The sequence below is a fragment of the Microbacterium sp. SORGH_AS_0505 genome, from assembly GCF_030818715.1.
GTDB lineage: Bacteria > Actinomycetota > Actinomycetes > Actinomycetales > Microbacteriaceae > Microbacterium.
On the sequence record NZ_JAUTAT010000001.1, the window covers coordinates 587,700 to 603,154 of the forward strand.

At 67.9% G+C, this 15,455-nt stretch carries 14 protein-coding genes; 1 reads left to right on the forward strand and 13 read right to left on the reverse strand.

Translation table 11 applies throughout. The features are described 5' to 3' along the window. Position 1: 1 nt before the first annotated feature. The 11 genes from rplC to QE428_RS02995 all read right to left on the reverse strand — a co-directional run bounded on the left by rplC (position 2) and on the right by QE428_RS02995 (position 10,042). Complete coding sequence (gene rplC / locus QE428_RS02945; RefSeq protein WP_091356766.1) at positions 2-661, reverse strand: 50S ribosomal protein L3; 660 nt, start codon at positions 659-661, stop codon at positions 2-4. A gap of 11 nt (positions 662-672) precedes the next feature. Beyond that, entirely contained in the window at positions 673-981 is a 309-nt protein-coding gene (gene rpsJ / locus QE428_RS02950; protein ID WP_018171443.1) for a 30S ribosomal protein S10, read from the reverse strand. Between the two features lie 411 nt (positions 982-1,392). Further along, positions 1,393-1,608, reverse strand: a complete 216-nt coding sequence (locus QE428_RS02955) for an Rv0909 family putative TA system antitoxin (protein ID WP_091356769.1) — start codon at positions 1,606-1,608, stop codon at positions 1,393-1,395. Positions 1,609-1,751: 143 nt separating this feature from the next. After that, positions 1,752-2,942, reverse strand: a complete 1,191-nt coding sequence (gene tuf / locus QE428_RS02960) for an elongation factor Tu (RefSeq protein ID WP_091356773.1) — start codon at positions 2,940-2,942, stop codon at positions 1,752-1,754. 148 nt (positions 2,943-3,090) lie between these two features. Continuing rightward, a complete protein-coding gene (gene fusA, locus QE428_RS02965) occupies positions 3,091-5,205 on the reverse strand; it encodes an elongation factor G (RefSeq protein ID WP_065570950.1) in 2,115 nt (704 codons plus the stop codon). A gap of 77 nt (positions 5,206-5,282) precedes the next feature. Further along, positions 5,283-5,753 (reverse strand): 30S ribosomal protein S7, encoded by a 471-nt coding sequence (gene rpsG, locus QE428_RS02970; RefSeq protein WP_018187368.1) that lies wholly within the window; start codon positions 5,751-5,753, stop codon positions 5,283-5,285. A gap of 5 nt (positions 5,754-5,758) precedes the next feature. After that, the gene (gene rpsL, locus QE428_RS02975) at positions 5,759-6,127 is read right to left on the reverse strand and encodes a 30S ribosomal protein S12 (RefSeq protein ID WP_018171438.1); all 369 of its coding nucleotides are present in this window, start codon (positions 6,125-6,127) and stop codon (positions 5,759-5,761) included. A gap of 305 nt (positions 6,128-6,432) precedes the next feature. After that, on the reverse strand, positions 6,433-7,731 hold the full coding sequence (locus tag QE428_RS02980; RefSeq protein WP_307462847.1) for a DUF5684 domain-containing protein: 1,299 nt from the start codon (positions 7,729-7,731) through the stop codon (positions 6,433-6,435). 42 nt (positions 7,732-7,773) lie between these two features. Continuing rightward, a complete protein-coding gene (locus QE428_RS02985; protein WP_307462850.1) occupies positions 7,774-8,433 on the reverse strand; it encodes a spermidine/putrescine ABC transporter substrate-binding protein in 660 nt (219 codons plus the stop codon). A gap of 66 nt (positions 8,434-8,499) precedes the next feature. Continuing rightward, a complete protein-coding gene (locus tag QE428_RS02990; RefSeq protein WP_307462852.1) occupies positions 8,500-8,967 on the reverse strand; it encodes a DUF6121 family protein in 468 nt (155 codons plus the stop codon). A gap of 16 nt (positions 8,968-8,983) precedes the next feature. After that, positions 8,984-10,042, reverse strand: coding sequence for an ABC transporter (locus tag QE428_RS02995; RefSeq protein ID WP_133399240.1), 1,059 nt, complete (start codon positions 10,040-10,042; stop codon positions 8,984-8,986). A gap of 131 nt (positions 10,043-10,173) precedes the next feature. On the opposite strand from QE428_RS02995, the gene QE428_RS03000 reads away from it, so the two are divergent. Beyond that, positions 10,174-10,779, forward strand: coding sequence for a hypothetical protein (locus tag QE428_RS03000; protein WP_307462862.1), 606 nt, complete (start codon positions 10,174-10,176; stop codon positions 10,777-10,779). A 4-nt stretch (positions 10,780-10,783) separates the two neighbouring features. On the opposite strand, the gene QE428_RS03005 is transcribed toward QE428_RS03000, so the two are convergent. Together QE428_RS03005 and rpoC are read right to left on the reverse strand one after the other, a co-directional pair. Continuing rightward, positions 10,784-11,392: a hypothetical protein gene (locus QE428_RS03005; protein WP_307462865.1), complete on the reverse strand. Its 609-nt coding sequence runs from the start codon at positions 11,390-11,392 to the stop codon at positions 10,784-10,786. 184 nt (positions 11,393-11,576) lie between these two features. After that, positions 11,577-15,452 (reverse strand): DNA-directed RNA polymerase subunit beta', encoded by a 3,876-nt coding sequence (rpoC, locus tag QE428_RS03010; RefSeq protein ID WP_091356793.1) that lies wholly within the window; start codon positions 15,450-15,452, stop codon positions 11,577-11,579. Positions 15,453-15,455: the final 3 nt, after the last annotated feature.

Genomic DNA, 15,455 nt, shown 5'->3' on the forward strand with positions numbered 1-15,455 from the left:
ATCAGGCACCCTTCACTGCGTTGCGGACGTAGACGATGCGGCCACGAGCTCCGGGGACGGCGCCCTTGACGAGCAGCAGACCCTTCTCGGCGTCGACGGCGTGCACCGTGAGGTTGAGGACGGTCACGCGCTCGCCACCCATACGGCCGGCCATGCGCATGCCCTTGAAGACGCGGCTCGGGGTCGACGATGCGCCGATCGAGCCGGGCTTGCGGTGGTTGCGGTGCGCACCGTGCGAAGCCGAGACGCCCTTGAAGTTGTGACGCTTCATGACACCGGCGAAGCCCTTGCCCTTGCTGGTGCCGACGACGTCGACCAGCTGGCCGGCCTCGAAGGTGGCGTCGACGGTGAGCTCCTGACCGAGTGAGTAGTCAGCGGCATCCGCCGTGCGCACCTCGGTGAGGTGACGACGCGGGGTCACACCAGCAGCCTCGAAGTGAGCCGACTGGGGCTTGTTGACCTTGCGGGGGTCGATCTGGCCGTAAGCGATCTGAACGGCGTTGTAGCCGTCGCGCTCGGGCGTGCGCACCTGGGTCACCACGTTGGGGGCGACTTCGATGACGGTGACGGGAACGACCTTGCCGTTCTCGTCCCAGACCTGGGTCATGCCGAGCTTGGTACCCAGCAGGCCCTTGGAAACCTTGGAGTTGATGTCAGCCATGATGATCGACCTCAGAGCTTGATCTCGATGTTGACGTCGGCCGGGAGGTCGAGACGCATCAGCGAGTCGACGGCCTTGGGCGTCGGGTCGATGATGTCGATGAGGCGCTTGTGGGTGCGCATCTCGAAGTGCTCGCGGCTGTCCTTGTACTTGTGCGGCGAACGGATCACGGCGATCACGTTCTTCTCGGTCGGAAGGGGCACGGGGCCCACGACCGTCGCGCCCGCACGGGTCACGGTGTCGACGATTTTGCGTGCCGACGAGTCGATGACCTCGTGGTCATACGACTTCAGGCGAATGCGGATCTTCTGTCCCGCCATTGTCTGCTCACTCTCTTTCTCGCGTCGTACCTCGGGGGCATTGGACGCACGGGGCGCTTACGCGCCGGGCACTTCTCCTCGCCCGGAGGCGAGGTGATCGGCACCGCTGTTCTGATGTCATTCCGCGGGGCTACCCGCGGCATTCCGTCCCCCTCGCACGCATGCGAACGAATCCGTTTCCGGAGCGGGGTGTGGGATGTGATGTTCTGCTGCCCGCGGCCTAGGCTGTGACGCCTATGCACTGCCCTGGCAGTGATCCCGCGCAGAGCGCAGGAATGTGGAACCTGTACAGTCTACGTGCCGTTCGGGCGTGTCGCAAACCCGGGCGTGTCGCGCGTCGAGGGCACCTGCCCGCCGCCACGAAGAAGGGGCCGGATGCCGCGGCATCCGACCCCTCGTCCGGGTTCGAGATCACTCGTTGCCGATACGCCGATCCACGTTGTCACGGACTCCGTCGACCTTCGCGTCGACGGAGTCGGGTGCGACCTTCTTGACGAAGTCGGCCGCGGCATCGAGGACCTTGTCGCTCACGTCTTCGGCCTTCTCGGACTTCAAGTTCTTCTCGATCTCGTCCTTGTGCTGCTCGAGGAACTGCTTCCCCTTGCCCACGATGTCGTCGATTCCCATGCTCTTCCTCATCTCCGTCGATGCTCGCGCAGGTGCCGCGGCGCGGTCAGTCTAGATCGCCCACCATCGACGCGGCACCCCTTGCGGGAACGACGAAGGGGCCGGGCCCGAAGGCCCGACCCCTGTCGGTGAAGTCCGAGGACTTACTTGATGATCTTGGTCACCGTGCCGGCGCCGACGGTGCGGCCACCCTCACGGATCGCGAAGCCGAGTCCATCTTCCATGGCGATGGGCTGGATGAGCTCCACCGTCATGTCCGTGGTGTCACCGGGCATGACCATCTCGGTGCCCTCGGGCAGCGAGATGACGCCGGTCACGTCCGTGGTACGGAAGTAGAACTGCGGGCGGTAGTTCGTGTAGAAGGGGTTGTGACGGCCACCCTCCTCCTTCGAGAGGATGTAGGCAGTGCCCTCGAAGTTGGTGTGCGGCGTAACCGAACCCGGCTTCACGACGACCTGGCCACGCTCGACGTCGTCGCGCTTGAGACCACGGAGGAGCAGACCACAGTTCTCGCCGGCCCAGGCCTCGTCGAGCTGCTTGTGGAACATCTCGATACCCGTGACCGTGGTCTTCTGCGTCGGGCGGATGCCGACGATCTCGACCTCGGAGTTGATGGCGAGGGTGCCACGCTCGGCGCGACCGGTGACGACCGTTCCACGACCGGTGATCGTGAAGACGTCCTCGATCGGCATGAGGAACGGCTTGTCCTTGTCACGCACGGGGTCGGGGATGTTCTCGTCAGCGGCGTCCATGAGGTCGAGGATCGACTGGACCCACTTCTCGTCGCCCTCGAGAGCCTTGAGGCCCGAGACGCGGACGACGGGAGCGTCCTCAGCGAAGCCCTGCGAGGCGAGGAGCTCGGAGACCTCGAGCTCGACGAGCTCCAGGATCTCCTCGTCGTCGACCATGTCGGCCTTGTTGAGGGCGACCATCAGGTAGGGAACGCCGACCTGCTTGGCGAGCAGGACGTGCTCACGCGTCTGGGCCATCGGGCCGTCGGTGGCGGCGACCACGAGGATCGCGCCGTCCATCTGCGCAGCACCGGTGATCATGTTCTTGATGTAGTCAGCGTGACCCGGGGCGTCGACGTGTGCGTAGTGACGCTTCGGGGTCTCGTACTCGACGTGCGAGATGTTGATCGTGATACCACGCTGGCGCTCTTCGGGAGCGGAGTCGATCGACGCGAAGTCACGCTGCACGTTGGTGGCCGACGGGAACTTGTCGGCGAGCACCTTCGAGATGGCAGCGGTGAGCGTGGTCTTGCCGTGGTCGACGTGACCGATCGTTCCGATGTTGACGTGCGGCTTGGTCCGCTCGAACTTGGCCTTGGCCACTGGGTCCTCCTCAGGACTGTCGTGTAGTCATCCGGGCGCTGGATTGCGACCGGGTTTCTACGGGGATGTTGTCAGTGTAGTTGACGTGACGATATTCAGTTTGGGCGGATGCCGAGGGCCGGGGCCCCCGGCATCCGAAGAGCGGGTGTTACTCGCCCTTGGTCTTCTGGACGATCTCGTCGGCCACCGCGCGGGGGACCTCGGAGTAGCTGTCGAACTCCATCGCGTAGACCGCGCGACCCGAGGTCTTCGAGCGCAGGTCACCGATGTAGCCGAACATCTCCGACAGGGGGACGAGGGCGCGGACGATCTTGATGCCCGCACCGTCCTCCATGGACTGGATCTGGCCACGACGCGAGTTCAGGTCGCCGATGACGTCGCCCATGTACTCCTCGGGAGTACGGACCTCGACCGCCATGAGCGGCTCGAGGAGAACGGGGTTCGCCTTGCGGACGGCCTCCTTGAAGCCCATCGAGCCGGCGATCTTGAACGCCATCTCGGACGAGTCGACGTCGTGCGACGCGCCATCGGTCAGGATCGCCTTGACACCCACCATGGGGAAGCCGGCGAGCACGCCGACCTGCATGGCGTCCTGGAAGCCCTGGTTGGTGGGCTCGATGTACTCGCGCGGGATGCGGCCACCGGTGACCTTGTTCTCGAACTCGTAGATCTTGTCCGGCGTGACCTCGAGGGGCTCGAGGGCGAACTGGATCTTCGCGAACTGACCCGAACCACCGGTCTGCTTCTTGTGCGTGTAGTCGTGACGCTCGACGGTCTTCTTGATCGTCTCGCGGTACGCGACCTGCGGCTTGCCGACGTTGGCCTCGACGCGGAACTCGCGCTTCATGCGGTCCACGAGGATGTCGAGGTGCAGCTCGCCCATGCCCTTGATGACGGTCTGACCCGTCTCGGGGTTGAGCTCCGTGCGGAACGTCGGGTCCTCTTCGGCGAGCTTCTGGATCGCGATGCCCAGCTTCTCCTGGTCGGCCTTGGTCTTCGGCTCGATCGCGACCTCGATGACGGGCTCGGGGAACGTCATCGACTCGAGGACGACGGGCTCGGCCGGGTCTGCCAGGGTGTCACCGGTGGTGGTGTCCTTCAGGCCGATGACGGCGTAGATGTTGCCCGCGGTGACCGCGTCGACCGGGTTCTCCTTGTTGGCGTGCATCTGGAAGATCTTCCCGATGCGCTCCTTCTTGCCCTTGGTCGAGTTGATGACCTGCGCACCCGAGTCGAGCTGACCCGAGTAGACGCGGATGTAGGTCAGGCGACCGAAGAACGGGTGCACGGCGACCTTGAAGGCCAGCGCGGCGAACGGGTCGTTGGCGTCGGGGTGACGCTCGATGACCTTCTCCTCATCCTTCGGGTCGTGCGCCTCGATGGCGGGCACGTCGAGGGGCGACGGGAGGTAGTCGACGACCGCGTCGAGCATCGGCTGGACGCCGCGGTTCTTGAACGCCGAGCCGCAGAGCACGGGGTAGAGCTCGCCGGCGACGGTCATCTTGCGGATGGCGCCCTTGATCTCGGCCAGGGTCAGCTCTTCGCCGCCGAAGAACTTCTCGAGCAGCTCGTCGTCGGACTCGGCGACGGTCTCGAGGAGCTTCTGACGGTACTCGTCAGCGCGGTCCTTGAGGTCCGCGGGGATCTCCTGGACCTCGTACTTGGCGCCCATGGTGACGTCACCCTTGGAGTCACCGGGCCACACCAGTGCGCGCATCTCGACGAGGTCGATGACGCCGACGAAGTCGTTCTCGGCACCGATCGGGAGCTGCAGCACGAGCGGCTTGGCACCGAGGCGCTTGATGATGGTGTCGACGGTGAAGTAGAAGTCCGCGCCGAGCTTGTCCATCTTGTTGACGAAGCAGATGCGGGGGACGTCGTACTTGTCGGCCTGACGCCACACGGTCTCGGACTGGGGCTCGACGCCCTCCTTGCCGTCGAAGACGGCGACGGCGCCGTCGAGGACGCGGAGCGAGCGCTCCACCTCGACGGTGAAGTCGACGTGACCGGGGGTGTCGATGATGTTGATCTGGTTCTTGTTCCAGAAGCAGGTCACGGCGGCAGACGTGATCGTGATGCCGCGCTCCTTCTCCTGCTCCATCCAGTCGGTGGTCGAGGCGCCGTCGTGGGTCTCGCCCAGCTTGTGGTTGACACCCGTGTAGAAGAGGATGCGCTCGGTCGTCGTCGTCTTGCCGGCATCGATGTGCGCCATGATGCCGATGTTGCGGACCTTGTTGAGGTCGGTGAGCACTTCTTGTGCCACGGGGTGTCCTTACGTGTAGTGACGGATGTCGCGGGGTGACCGGCCGGGGGTTGCCCGGCCGGTCACCGAGGTGCTGATTACCAGCGGTAGTGCGCGAAGGCGCGGTTCGACTCGGCCATCTTGTGGGTGTCCTCGCGGCGCTTCACCGCGGCACCGAGGCCGTTCGAGGCATCCAGGATCTCGTTCTGGAGGCGCTCGGTCATGGTCTTCTCACGGCGACCCTTCGCGTACGAGACGAGCCAGCGCAGCGCGAGCGTGTTCGCGCGGTGCGGCTTGACCTCGACGGGAACCTGGTAGGTCGAGCCACCGACACGGCGGCTCTTGACCTCGAGGGTGGGGCGGACGTTGTCGAGCGCCTTCTTGAGCGTCGCGACGGCGTCCTGGCCGTTCTTCGCCTCGACACCCTTGAGGGCGTTGTAGACGATGGCCTCGGCGATGGACTTCTTGCCATCGACGAGGATCTTGTTCACCAGCTGGGTGACGATCGGAGCACCGTAGACCGGGTCGTTGACGACGACGCGGCGGGGTGCGGGTCCCTTGCGAGGCATCTAACTCAACCCTTCTTGGCGCCGTAGCGGCTGCGAGCCTGCTTACGGTTCTTGACGGCCTGGGTGTCCAGGGCGCCGCGGACGATCTTGTAACGCACACCGGGGAGGTCCTTCACACGACCACCGCGGACGAGCACGAGCGAGTGCTCCTGCAGGTTGTGACCCTCACCGGGGATGTAGGCGGTGACCTCGGTCCCGTTGCGGAGCTTCACACGAGCGACCTTGCGCATCGCCGAGTTCGGCTTCTTGGGCGTGGTCGTGTACACGCGGGTGCAGACACCCGCCTGCTGCGGGTTCGCCTTCAGGGCGGGCGCCTTGGTCTTCGAGACCTTCGGCGAGCGACCCTTGCGAACCAACTGCTGAATGGTTGGCACGTTCTCTCCTTGTCGATCTGCGCGCGGCTCTCGCCTCGCACAGGTGCTGCACGGTGACAGCGTTCGTGGTTTCACCACAGATCCATCGGCTTGCCGCGACTGCGGCGAACGGGGTGATGGATATGCCGTGGGGGTGACCTGTTCGCAGGCCCTGTCCCTGTGTGCGTTCGCCTCGCCTGCTCCGAACCGAGGCACGTCGCATGGCGCGCGTGTGCGCACACCCGCTCAATGATACGCGGGATCGCGAACCCGGGTCAAACGGGGCCGGTGTTCACCGAGAAGGCTCAGGTGACGATCGCCGCCGGTCAGGAACCGGCATCCATCCGGTGCAGTCGGAGGGCGGCGTCGCCGAGCAGGAACCTGCCCGTGACCTCGACGTCCTCCCCCGGCTGGAGCTCGACGTCCGCCCCGAGCGGACTGGGGATCAGGATGCCGTTGGTCGATCCCAGATCCGTGATCCGCCAGGTGTCCCCGCGACGCTCGAGGCGGGCGTGGGTCTTCGAGACCGTGCGAGTCGCGTCGACGACGGCGACCAGCTGCGCGCGGGGGTGCGAGGGGTCGGAGACCGGGTTGCGCCCGAGCACGACGACGTCCGCGGACAGGGTGACCGTCGATGCATCGGGGAGGGCGAGCTCCCACCGGGGGTGGCCGCGCCGCACGACGACGGTGCGCTCGAGGTCGGCCTCGAAGGAGGGCGCCGCGGCCTCGTCGCGCCGGCGCTCCTGCGCCGAGACCGATGCGGCCGCCGATACGGGCGCCCCGGCGGCGGGCGACCCCGAGACGGCGGAGACCTCCCCCGTGAGCTCCGGGAACACGTCCCGCTCGTCGCGGTCGGTGCGCGCGGCCGAGCGACGCAGGCGTGTGACCGGGGCGTCGTCGCGACCGGGCACCGACGAGATGATCTCCGGGCCGCTCGCCCGCACCGGCGGACTGACCTCGGAGCGGACGGTCGGCGTGGGCGCCGTGGGGTCGGGGGCTTCGGGCGCCGACTCTTCGAGCGACGCCGGCGCAACGTCCGATCCGGGCGACCACGGCTGCGGGGCGACGGATGCCGGAGCGGGCGCCAGCATCGCCGGGACGCCCGTCCGGGGGGTCGGGGGCGCAGGCTCGGACGTCGCCGGGAAAGGCGGCGGCGGCAGCGGCGCACCGAACTCCGGCATCGGCGTCCCGATCGGCGGATAGGGGTCGTCCGGCTGCGCCGCGGGCTGCGCGCGCACGCGCGCGGGCCGCGCGCCCCGCCACTCCGCAGGGCCGAAACCGACGATGGTGGCCCACACCGGGAACAGCAGCGCCGCCACCACCGTCATCCCCGCGCCGTACCCGAAGCCGGGGTTGAGTCGATGTACCGCGACGACGACGAGGATCCAGACCGCGAGGGTTCCCAGGCCCGGGATGAGGACCAGGAGCGCCAGCCACGGCGAGAAGCCGCCCCAACGCAGGAGGACGGCGATGTTGACGATCGGCGCCCACGCACGCCACGCGTCTTCGCCCATCTTGCGGAACGCAGCCGCGAGGGCCAGAGCGACCCAGATGTAGACCGCGACGCCGAGGATGCCGGTCAGCAGGCTCAGGACGACCGCCGCACCGACGTCGACTCCGTTCATCCCTCCACCCTACGTGCGCGGGCCGCTGCGGCGGGGCGGAGGTCAGACGCCCGGAAGGCCTTCGCCGGTGTCGAACGGCGCATCGAGCGAGCGTGTCAGTTCATCGAGCATGGCGGCGATCTGGGGCTCGACGTACTGCCCGATCGCCGTCTGTATCCTCAACCGGTGCCGGAGGAGGAGCGTGCACACCTCGCGGCCGACCATGCTCGCGTACTCGTCCGCGAGGCGGACCTCCTGCCGAAGCGCCGCCTTCGCATCATCGGACAGCGGCGGGAGGGCCGGCACAGCGGCATCCGCCTCGTCGGCCATCCCGGCGATCGTGAACAGGAACGGAGCACCGGGAACCGGGTCGGGATCCATCGGGAGGCCGTCGAACTCCGGCTCGAGCCCCTCCGACGGCCGGTAGGTGCGGGAGCGGTTGCGGTCGGCCTGCTGGTCGAGCTCGGCCTGGAGCATGGGCAGGTTCCGCGCTGTGTACAGGGCGACGGCGTTGTCGACGATCGTCTTGATCCGGGTCGACAGCCCGTGCTGCACACCGTGCGGCACATCCGAGCCGAGCCCGGCCGCCGAGAGGACAGGCGAGCCCAGACAGCGCCGACACGGGGCCACCCGGCCGCGGTGGGTGGCAGGCTCCCAGCGCGGCAACCAGCGCAGCCAGGCCTCGACGGCCTGGCTGACCTGCGTCTCGAGCGAGCGCTCCACGCGTCCATTGTCGCGGAGACACAGCCCGATCGGGGGTATTTCAGGGCTGCAGGATGCCGCGGCCCGTCACTCGTCGTCCTCGTCGCGCTCCCACGGCCACTCCGGACGGCGGGCGCGCGTGCGGTGGAGCGCGATGCCCGCCCACGCAGCCGCTACAGATGTGACGGCCAGGACGAGCGCGTACCAGGACAGCGCGAACTTCCCCGCGACACCGATCGCCGCCGCGGCGTCGGCGCCGCTCAGGACGCCGCCGAGGACGACTCCCAGAAGGTACGCGGCGAGCGTGGCGAGCGTCACCCACATAGCTGCCGTGTACCGACGGCGGCGCACCGCTCCGTACTCCGTCCCGGCGAAGGCGACGGCGCACAGCAGCATGGCCGCGATGCCCGATCCCTGCCCGAGGCCGGGCGCCGAGAGGACGTCGGTGTCGGTGAGCAGGCTCGTGAAGCCGAACCCGCAGATCGCGAGCGCCGCGAACCCCACCGTCGCGAAGAACGCGGCGATGGGGGCTGCGACACCGGACGGCTGCGTCATCAGCCGCGGTCGGACATCAGTACTGGTGCAGCTGCGGACCGGCTTCGAGCGTGCGCTCGTACTCGCGCTGCGCCTCGTCGTTGAGCTCGGTCACCCGACGCCCACGCGCAGCGACCCACGCGCCGAACCAGATGGTGATCTCGCGACCGAGGATGAAGGCAATGACCGCGAGCGGAGCGAGCAGCTGATCGCCGACGATCTGAGCGGCCTGCGACGGGGGGATGGACCAGAACGGAGCCTGGAACAGCTGACCGAGCAGGTGTCCCCCGTACGCGACGGCGCCGACGATCAGCCCGAAGACGACCCAGCGTCCCCAGCGGCCGCGGTTGATGAAGGCGCCCAGGATCCAGAATCCGAGGAAGAAGACCACGACCGGAACCCAGAAGCTCCACGTGGTGACGATGTCGACGACCGTCTGGCCGAGCGTGTTGACGGCGAGGCCGTCCGTGAGGGCGATGAGGCCGAGGGTCGCAGCCAGGTACAGCACCGCGAACAGGAGCGCCGCGAGGAGACCGATCGCTCCCGCCGCGCCGCGGTTGCCGCGCGGCCGCGGTGCCTCGGGCGCCTGCACGAAGATCGGCTGCTGCGAGTACACGGCGGTCGGCGCGGCGGCCGCCGCCGGCTCGCTCGCGGTGACGGTCGTCGGCGTGTGATCGGCGTGCGCGTACGCCTCGGTCGCGACGGCCGGGGCCGCGGCATCCTTCGTCACGGTGTCGTTCGCACGGGTCGCCTCGGTGGATTCAGCGGGAGCGGACTCGGCCTCGGGCGTGGCCGGGCGATACAGCGGCTCGCTGCTGACCGCGCTCGCGGTCACGGGGGCGTCGGGCTCGCTGTACTTGCTGTAGTCGACGGACAGATCCGACCCGCGGTCGGTCGCGTCGAAGGACCGGTCTCCGCGGGGGCGGTCGTCAGCCGTGCGCGACGCCGCCTCAGCGTCGGCGAGGCTGTCGTTGGCGCTGCCGACGACATCGTCCACGCCACGCGATCCATCCGCGGACGTGGGCTCCGCCACGGGCTCGCCGAAGGCCGGCTCGGTCGTCTTGTCGTTGCGCTCGCCGAACTGGGGGTCGCTCATTGCCGTGTCACTCCTCACGCAGGGGCGTGCGCCGCCGCTGAAGCGAGCGTATCCCCGCGCCTCACAGGCGCCGCGGAGGCGCCCCGACGTGTCTCGGAGGCGGTGCCCGCCGTGGTGCGTATCGTGGAGCCATGGCGAGGCGGCAGGCGACGATCGGGCGGACTCTCGCCACCACGGCAGCCGTCCTCCTGGCGCTGACCGTCACGGCCTGTGCACCCGAACCGGATGCCGCACCTCCGGCGCCCACGGGCGCGGCATCCGGGGCCCCCGCTCCCACGGTCACCTCCGTCGCCATCGCCGACTTCCCGTTCGGTCCCTCGTCGTCCACGACCCCGCTGCCGTCCGACTGCGAGAGCATCCTGACGCCCGACATCCGCGCGTCGCTCGACGGCATTCCGCTGAACGCCCCCGGGATGGGCGGCGGCATCCGTCCCGACAGCAGCCGCGTATGCGTATGGGCGGACCCCGGGGCGAGCCGCACGAGCCTCGTCACCGTCGTCGGCTACTCCCCCGAGCGCGACGCACGCGACGCCCTCTATCTGCTCGGCGTCGATGACGGCTACCTCTGCTACGAGCCCGACGAGGGACTCCGGTGCGAGAAGAGCGGGACGGACGATCTCGGACTGTCGGAGGGACGCACCGTGTTCTGGCGCGACGGCGTCGCCATCGACACCCAGTACCGGAACCTCGCCCCGCAGGGGTACACCGACGGGATCGTGAAGGCGATCTGGGGCTGAGGCCTCAGCCCGCCGCCGGCCAGACGGCCTCGGCGACACCGTCGGCATAGCCCGCCGGGTGCCATGCCCGCTGCGAGGTCGACACCCACCGGTCGCCACCGGCCTCGATCGTCTCGATGAGGTCGCCGTCGGTGCGCGTGCAGCGGACCCGGCCGTCGGCGTCGCCGCACGTGTACTTCTTGGCGGGCAGCGCAGCCGCTGCGACAGCCCCGGCATCCGTCGGCACGGTCGCGACCGTCGTGGAGATCTCTCCCTCGTCCGAGGTCCACCGGCACGTCACGACGACCGCCGGCTCGAGGGCTGCCACGAGTTCCTCCGCCGTCGAGACGGGCGGGTCGGTCGATTCGGCGAGCTCGGCGCCGTCCGTCCAGCGCAGTCCTGCCCAGGATGCCTCGTTGTAAAGATCGCGGCATGTACGCGGGCCATCGCTCGCTGCGCCGGACGCCGCCGGCGCGGGCTCCCCCGTGGGCTGTGCACCGCCTGCCTGGGCGATCCACTGCGTCGCCGCGGGGAACAGGGGGAAGGCGAGGACCAGCAGCGTCACGACGACCGCCGCACTGACCACCCCGACGAACCATGCGAAAACCGCGTTCCGCCCTGCGACCCGTGCCATGCGTCCCACGGTAGCGGCGCCAAGACGATGTCTTGCTACGGCAACGCCGAAGGCCCCCGGGAACATGTCCCGGGGGCCTTCGGTCAGACGTTCACACGCTGGGTCAGTTGTTCTCACGACTTCGTCGTTCGACAACTTCAATCGGTTCGGCCGAGCGAGCAAGCTCGCTCGTCTCTCACCTCAATCAGTTGTAGCTGCCCGGGGTGAAGTCGTCGGTCGAGAAGCTGTCGAAGTCGACGTAGCTCAGGTCGGCGTCGCTGTAGGCGCCGTCCGAGGCGAAGATGCGGTTGGGGTACCGCTCGCTCTTGGCCTCCTCCGTCGCCTCGACCACGACGTTGCGGTACTTCGCAAGGCCGGTGCCGGCGGGGATGAGCTTTCCGATGATGACGTTCTCCTTGAGGCCGACGAGCGGGTCGCTCTTGCCCTCCATGGCCGCCTGCGTGAGGACGCGGGTGGTCTCCTGGAACGATGCGGCCGAGAGCCACGACTCCGTCGCGAGCGACGCCTTCGTGATACCCATCAGCTCGGGACGACCCGACGCGGGACGCTTGCCCGCGGCGACCGCCTCGCGGTTCATCTGCTGGTAGCGCTTGAAGTCCACCAGCTCACCGGGCAGCAGGTCCGTCTCGCCGTGGTCGACGACCGTGACCTTGCGCAGCATCTGGCGCACGATGACCTCGATGTGCTTGTCGTGGATCGGCACACCCTGCGAGCGGTACACGCCCTGCACGCCGCCGACGAGGTACTTCTGCACCTCGCGGGCACCCTGCACGCGCATGACCTCCTTGGGGTCGAGCGTTCCGACCTGCAGCGGCTGACCGACCACGACGCGCTGGCCGTCCTCGACGAGGAGGGTGGCGCGCTTGAGGACCGGGTAGACGTGCGGCTCGTCGCCGTTGTCCGGGGTCAGGATGAGCTTCTTGGCCTTGTCGGTCTCATCGATCTTGATGACACCGTCGGCCTCGGCGATCGGGGACGCACCCTTGGGGGTACGGGCCTCGAACAGCTCCTGGACGCGGGGCAGACCCTGGGTGATGTCATCCGCCGATGCCGAACCACCGGTGTGGAACGTACGCATCGTCAGCTGGGTACCGGGCTCACCGATCGACTGAGCGGCGATGATGCCGACGGCCTCGCCGATGTCGACGAGCTTGCCGCTGGCCAGCGAACGGCCGTAGCACTTCGCGCAGACACCGACGGCCGAGTCGCAGGTCAGGACCGAGCGCACCTTGATGCTCTCGATACCACCGGCGACCAGCTTGTCGATGAGGACGTCGCCCACGTCGTCGCCGGCCTCGGCCAGGACGGTGCCCTGAGCGTCGACCACAGCGGCGGCCAGGGTACGGGCGAACACCGAGTTCTCGACGTTCGCGTCGCGGACGAGCTCGCCGTCGGCGCCGGGAGCGGCGATCGTGAACTCGAGACCCTTGGTCGTGCCGCAGTCCTCCTCGCGGATGATGACATCCTGCGAGACGTCGACGAGACGACGCGTGAGGTACCCCGAGTCGGCCGTACGGAGGGCCGTGTCGGCCAGACCCTTACGGGCACCGTGCGTCGCGATGAAGTACTCCGCCACCGACAGACCCTCGCGGTACGAGGAGATGATCGGTCGGGGGATGATCTCACCCTTGGGGTTGTTCACCAGGCCTCGCATACCCGCGATGTTGCGGATCTGCAGCCAGTTACCACGAGCACCCGAGCTCACCATGCGGTTGATGGTGTTGTCGGACGGGAAGTTGTCCCGCATCGCCTTCTGGACCTCGTCGGTCGCTTCGGTCCAGATCTTGATGAGCTCCTGGCGACGCTCGGCGTCGGTCGTGAGACCCTTCTCGAACTGACCCTGGACCTTCGCTGCCTGCTTCTCGTAGGCGGCGACGATCTCCTTCTTGTTCGGCGGCGTGAGGACGTCGCTGAGGGCGACGGTCACACCCGAACGGGTGGCCCAGTGGAAGCCGGCGTCCTTGATCCGGTCGAGGGATGCCGCGACCTCGGTCTTCGGGTACTCCTCGGCCAGCTTGTTGACGATCTGCGACAGCTTGCCCTTGTCGGCCTGCTCGCGAACGAACGGGTAGCCCTTGGGAAGCGTGTCGTTGAAGATCGCCTGGCCGAGCGAGGCATCCACCAGACCGTGACGCTCGTAGCCCTCCGGAGCCTCCCCCTCGAGGAAGGTCAGGCCGGGGACGCGGATGCGGACCTTGGCCTGCAGGTCGAGGGTGCCCTCGTCCTTGGCCAGGATCGCCTCGCCGACGGAACCGAACACGCGGCCCTCACCGGCGGCGCCCTCCTTGAGGGTCGTCAGGTGGTGCAGACCGATGATCATGTCCTGCGAGGGCAGGGTGACCGGACGGCCGTCCGACGGCTTCAGGATGTTGTTCGAGGCGAGCATCAGCACGCGGGCCTCGGCCTGAGCCTCGACCGACAGCGGCAGGTGCACGGCCATCTGGTCACCGTCGAAGTCCGCGTTGAAGGCGGCGCAGACGAGCGGGTGGAGCTGGATGGCCTTGCCCTCGACGAGCTGCGGCTCGAACGCCTGGATGCCGAGGCGGTGCAGCGTGGGCGCACGGTTCAGGAGAACCGGACGCTCGCGGATGATCTCCTCGAGCACGTCCCAGACCTCGGGACGGGTGCGCTCGACGGCGCGCTTGGCGGCCTTGATGTTCTGCGAGTGACCGAGGTCGATCAGGCGCTTGATGACGAACGGCTTGAACAGCTCCAGCGCCATCTGCTTGGGCAGACCGCACTGGTGCAGCTTCAGCTGCGGGCCGACGATGATGACCGAACGGCCCGAGTAGTCGACGCGCTTGCCGAGCAGGTTCTGGCGGAAGCGACCCTGCTTGCCCTTCAGCATGTCGCTGAGGGACTTCAGAGCGCGGTTGCCGGTACCGGTGACGGGACGACCGCGGCGGCCGTTGTCGAACAGGGCGTCGACGGCCTCCTGCAGCATCCGCTTCTCGTTGTTGACGATGATCTCGGGGGCACCGAGGTCGATCAGACGACGAAGACGGTTGTTGCGGTTGATGACGCGGCGGTACAGGTCGTTCAGGTCCGACGTGGCGAAACGGCCACCGTCGAGCTGGACCATGGGGCGGAGCTCCGGCGGGATGACCGGGACGACGTCCAGGACCATCGACGCGGGGCTCATGCCCGTCGACAGGAACGAGTTGACGACCTTCAGGCGCTTGATCGCACGGATCTTGCGCTGGCCCTTGCCCTCGGAGATCTGCAGGTGCAGCGAGTCCGCCTCGGCGGCCAGGTCGAACGCCTCGAGGCGACGCTTGATCGACTCGGCGCCCATGTAGGCCTCGAAGTACTGGCCGAAGCGGTCCTGCAGCTCCTGGAAGATGTCGTCTTCCTGCTTGAGCTGACCGACCTCGAGGCCGCGGAACTCGTCCCACATCCGCTCGAGCTTGGCGACCTGCTCGTCGCCGCGCTTGCGGATCGTGGTCATCTCCTTCTCGGCGGCGTCCTTGGCCTTCTTCTTCTGGTCGGCCTTGGCTCCCTCCGCCTCGAGGGCGGCGAGCTCGTCTTCCAGCTTCTGCAGGCGGTCGGCGACGCGGGCGTCGCGACGGTCGGCGATGTTCTTGATCTCGAGGCGGAGGTTCGCCTCGTGGGTCGGGAGGTCGCGGTGACGCGCATCCTCGTCGACCGAGATCACCATGTAGGCGGCGAAGTAGATGACCTTCTCGAGGTCCTTCGGCGCCATGTCCAGCAGGTATCCGAGGCGCGAAGGCACGCCCTTGAAGTACCAGATGTGGGTGACGGGGGCGGCGAGCTCGATGTGGCCCATACGCTCACGACGAACGGAGGACTTGGTGACCTCCACGCCGCAGCGCTCGCAGACGATGCCCTTGAAGCGGACGCGCTTGTACTTGCCGCAGGCGCACTCCCAGTCGCGCGAAGGTCCGAAGATCTGCTCTCCGAAGAGGCCGTCCTTCTCGGGCTTCAGCGTGCGGTAGTTGATGGTCTCGGGCTTCTTGACCTCGCCGAAGGACCAACGACGGATGTCGTCGGCGGTGGCGAGACCGATGCGAAGCTGATCGAAGGTGTGTGACTCGAGCACTGA

Excerpts from the sequence above, each read along its gene's own strand:
- rplC (WP_091356766.1), bottom strand. The coding sequence starts at position 661 with ATGGCTGACATCAACTCCAAGGTTTCCAAGGGCCTGCTGGGTACCAAG.
- rpsJ (WP_018171443.1), bottom strand. The coding sequence starts at position 981 with ATGGCGGGACAGAAGATCCGCATTCGCCTGAAGTCGTATGACCACGAG.
- QE428_RS03000 (WP_307462862.1), top strand. The coding sequence starts at position 10,174 with ATGGCGAGGCGGCAGGCGACGATCGGGCGGACTCTCGCCACCACGGCA.
- QE428_RS02995 (WP_133399240.1), bottom strand. The coding sequence starts at position 10,042 with ATGAGCGACCCCCAGTTCGGCGAGCGCAACGACAAGACGACCGAGCCG.
- QE428_RS03005 (WP_307462865.1), bottom strand. The coding sequence starts at position 11,392 with ATGGCACGGGTCGCAGGGCGGAACGCGGTTTTCGCATGGTTCGTCGGG.
- QE428_RS02955 (WP_091356769.1), bottom strand. The coding sequence starts at position 1,608 with ATGGGAATCGACGACATCGTGGGCAAGGGGAAGCAGTTCCTCGAGCAG.
- QE428_RS02980 (WP_307462847.1), bottom strand. The coding sequence starts at position 7,731 with ATGAACGGAGTCGACGTCGGTGCGGCGGTCGTCCTGAGCCTGCTGACC.
- rpsG (WP_018187368.1), bottom strand. The coding sequence starts at position 5,753 with ATGCCTCGCAAGGGACCCGCACCCCGCCGCGTCGTCGTCAACGACCCG.
- QE428_RS02990 (WP_307462852.1), bottom strand. The coding sequence starts at position 8,967 with ATGACGCAGCCGTCCGGTGTCGCAGCCCCCATCGCCGCGTTCTTCGCG.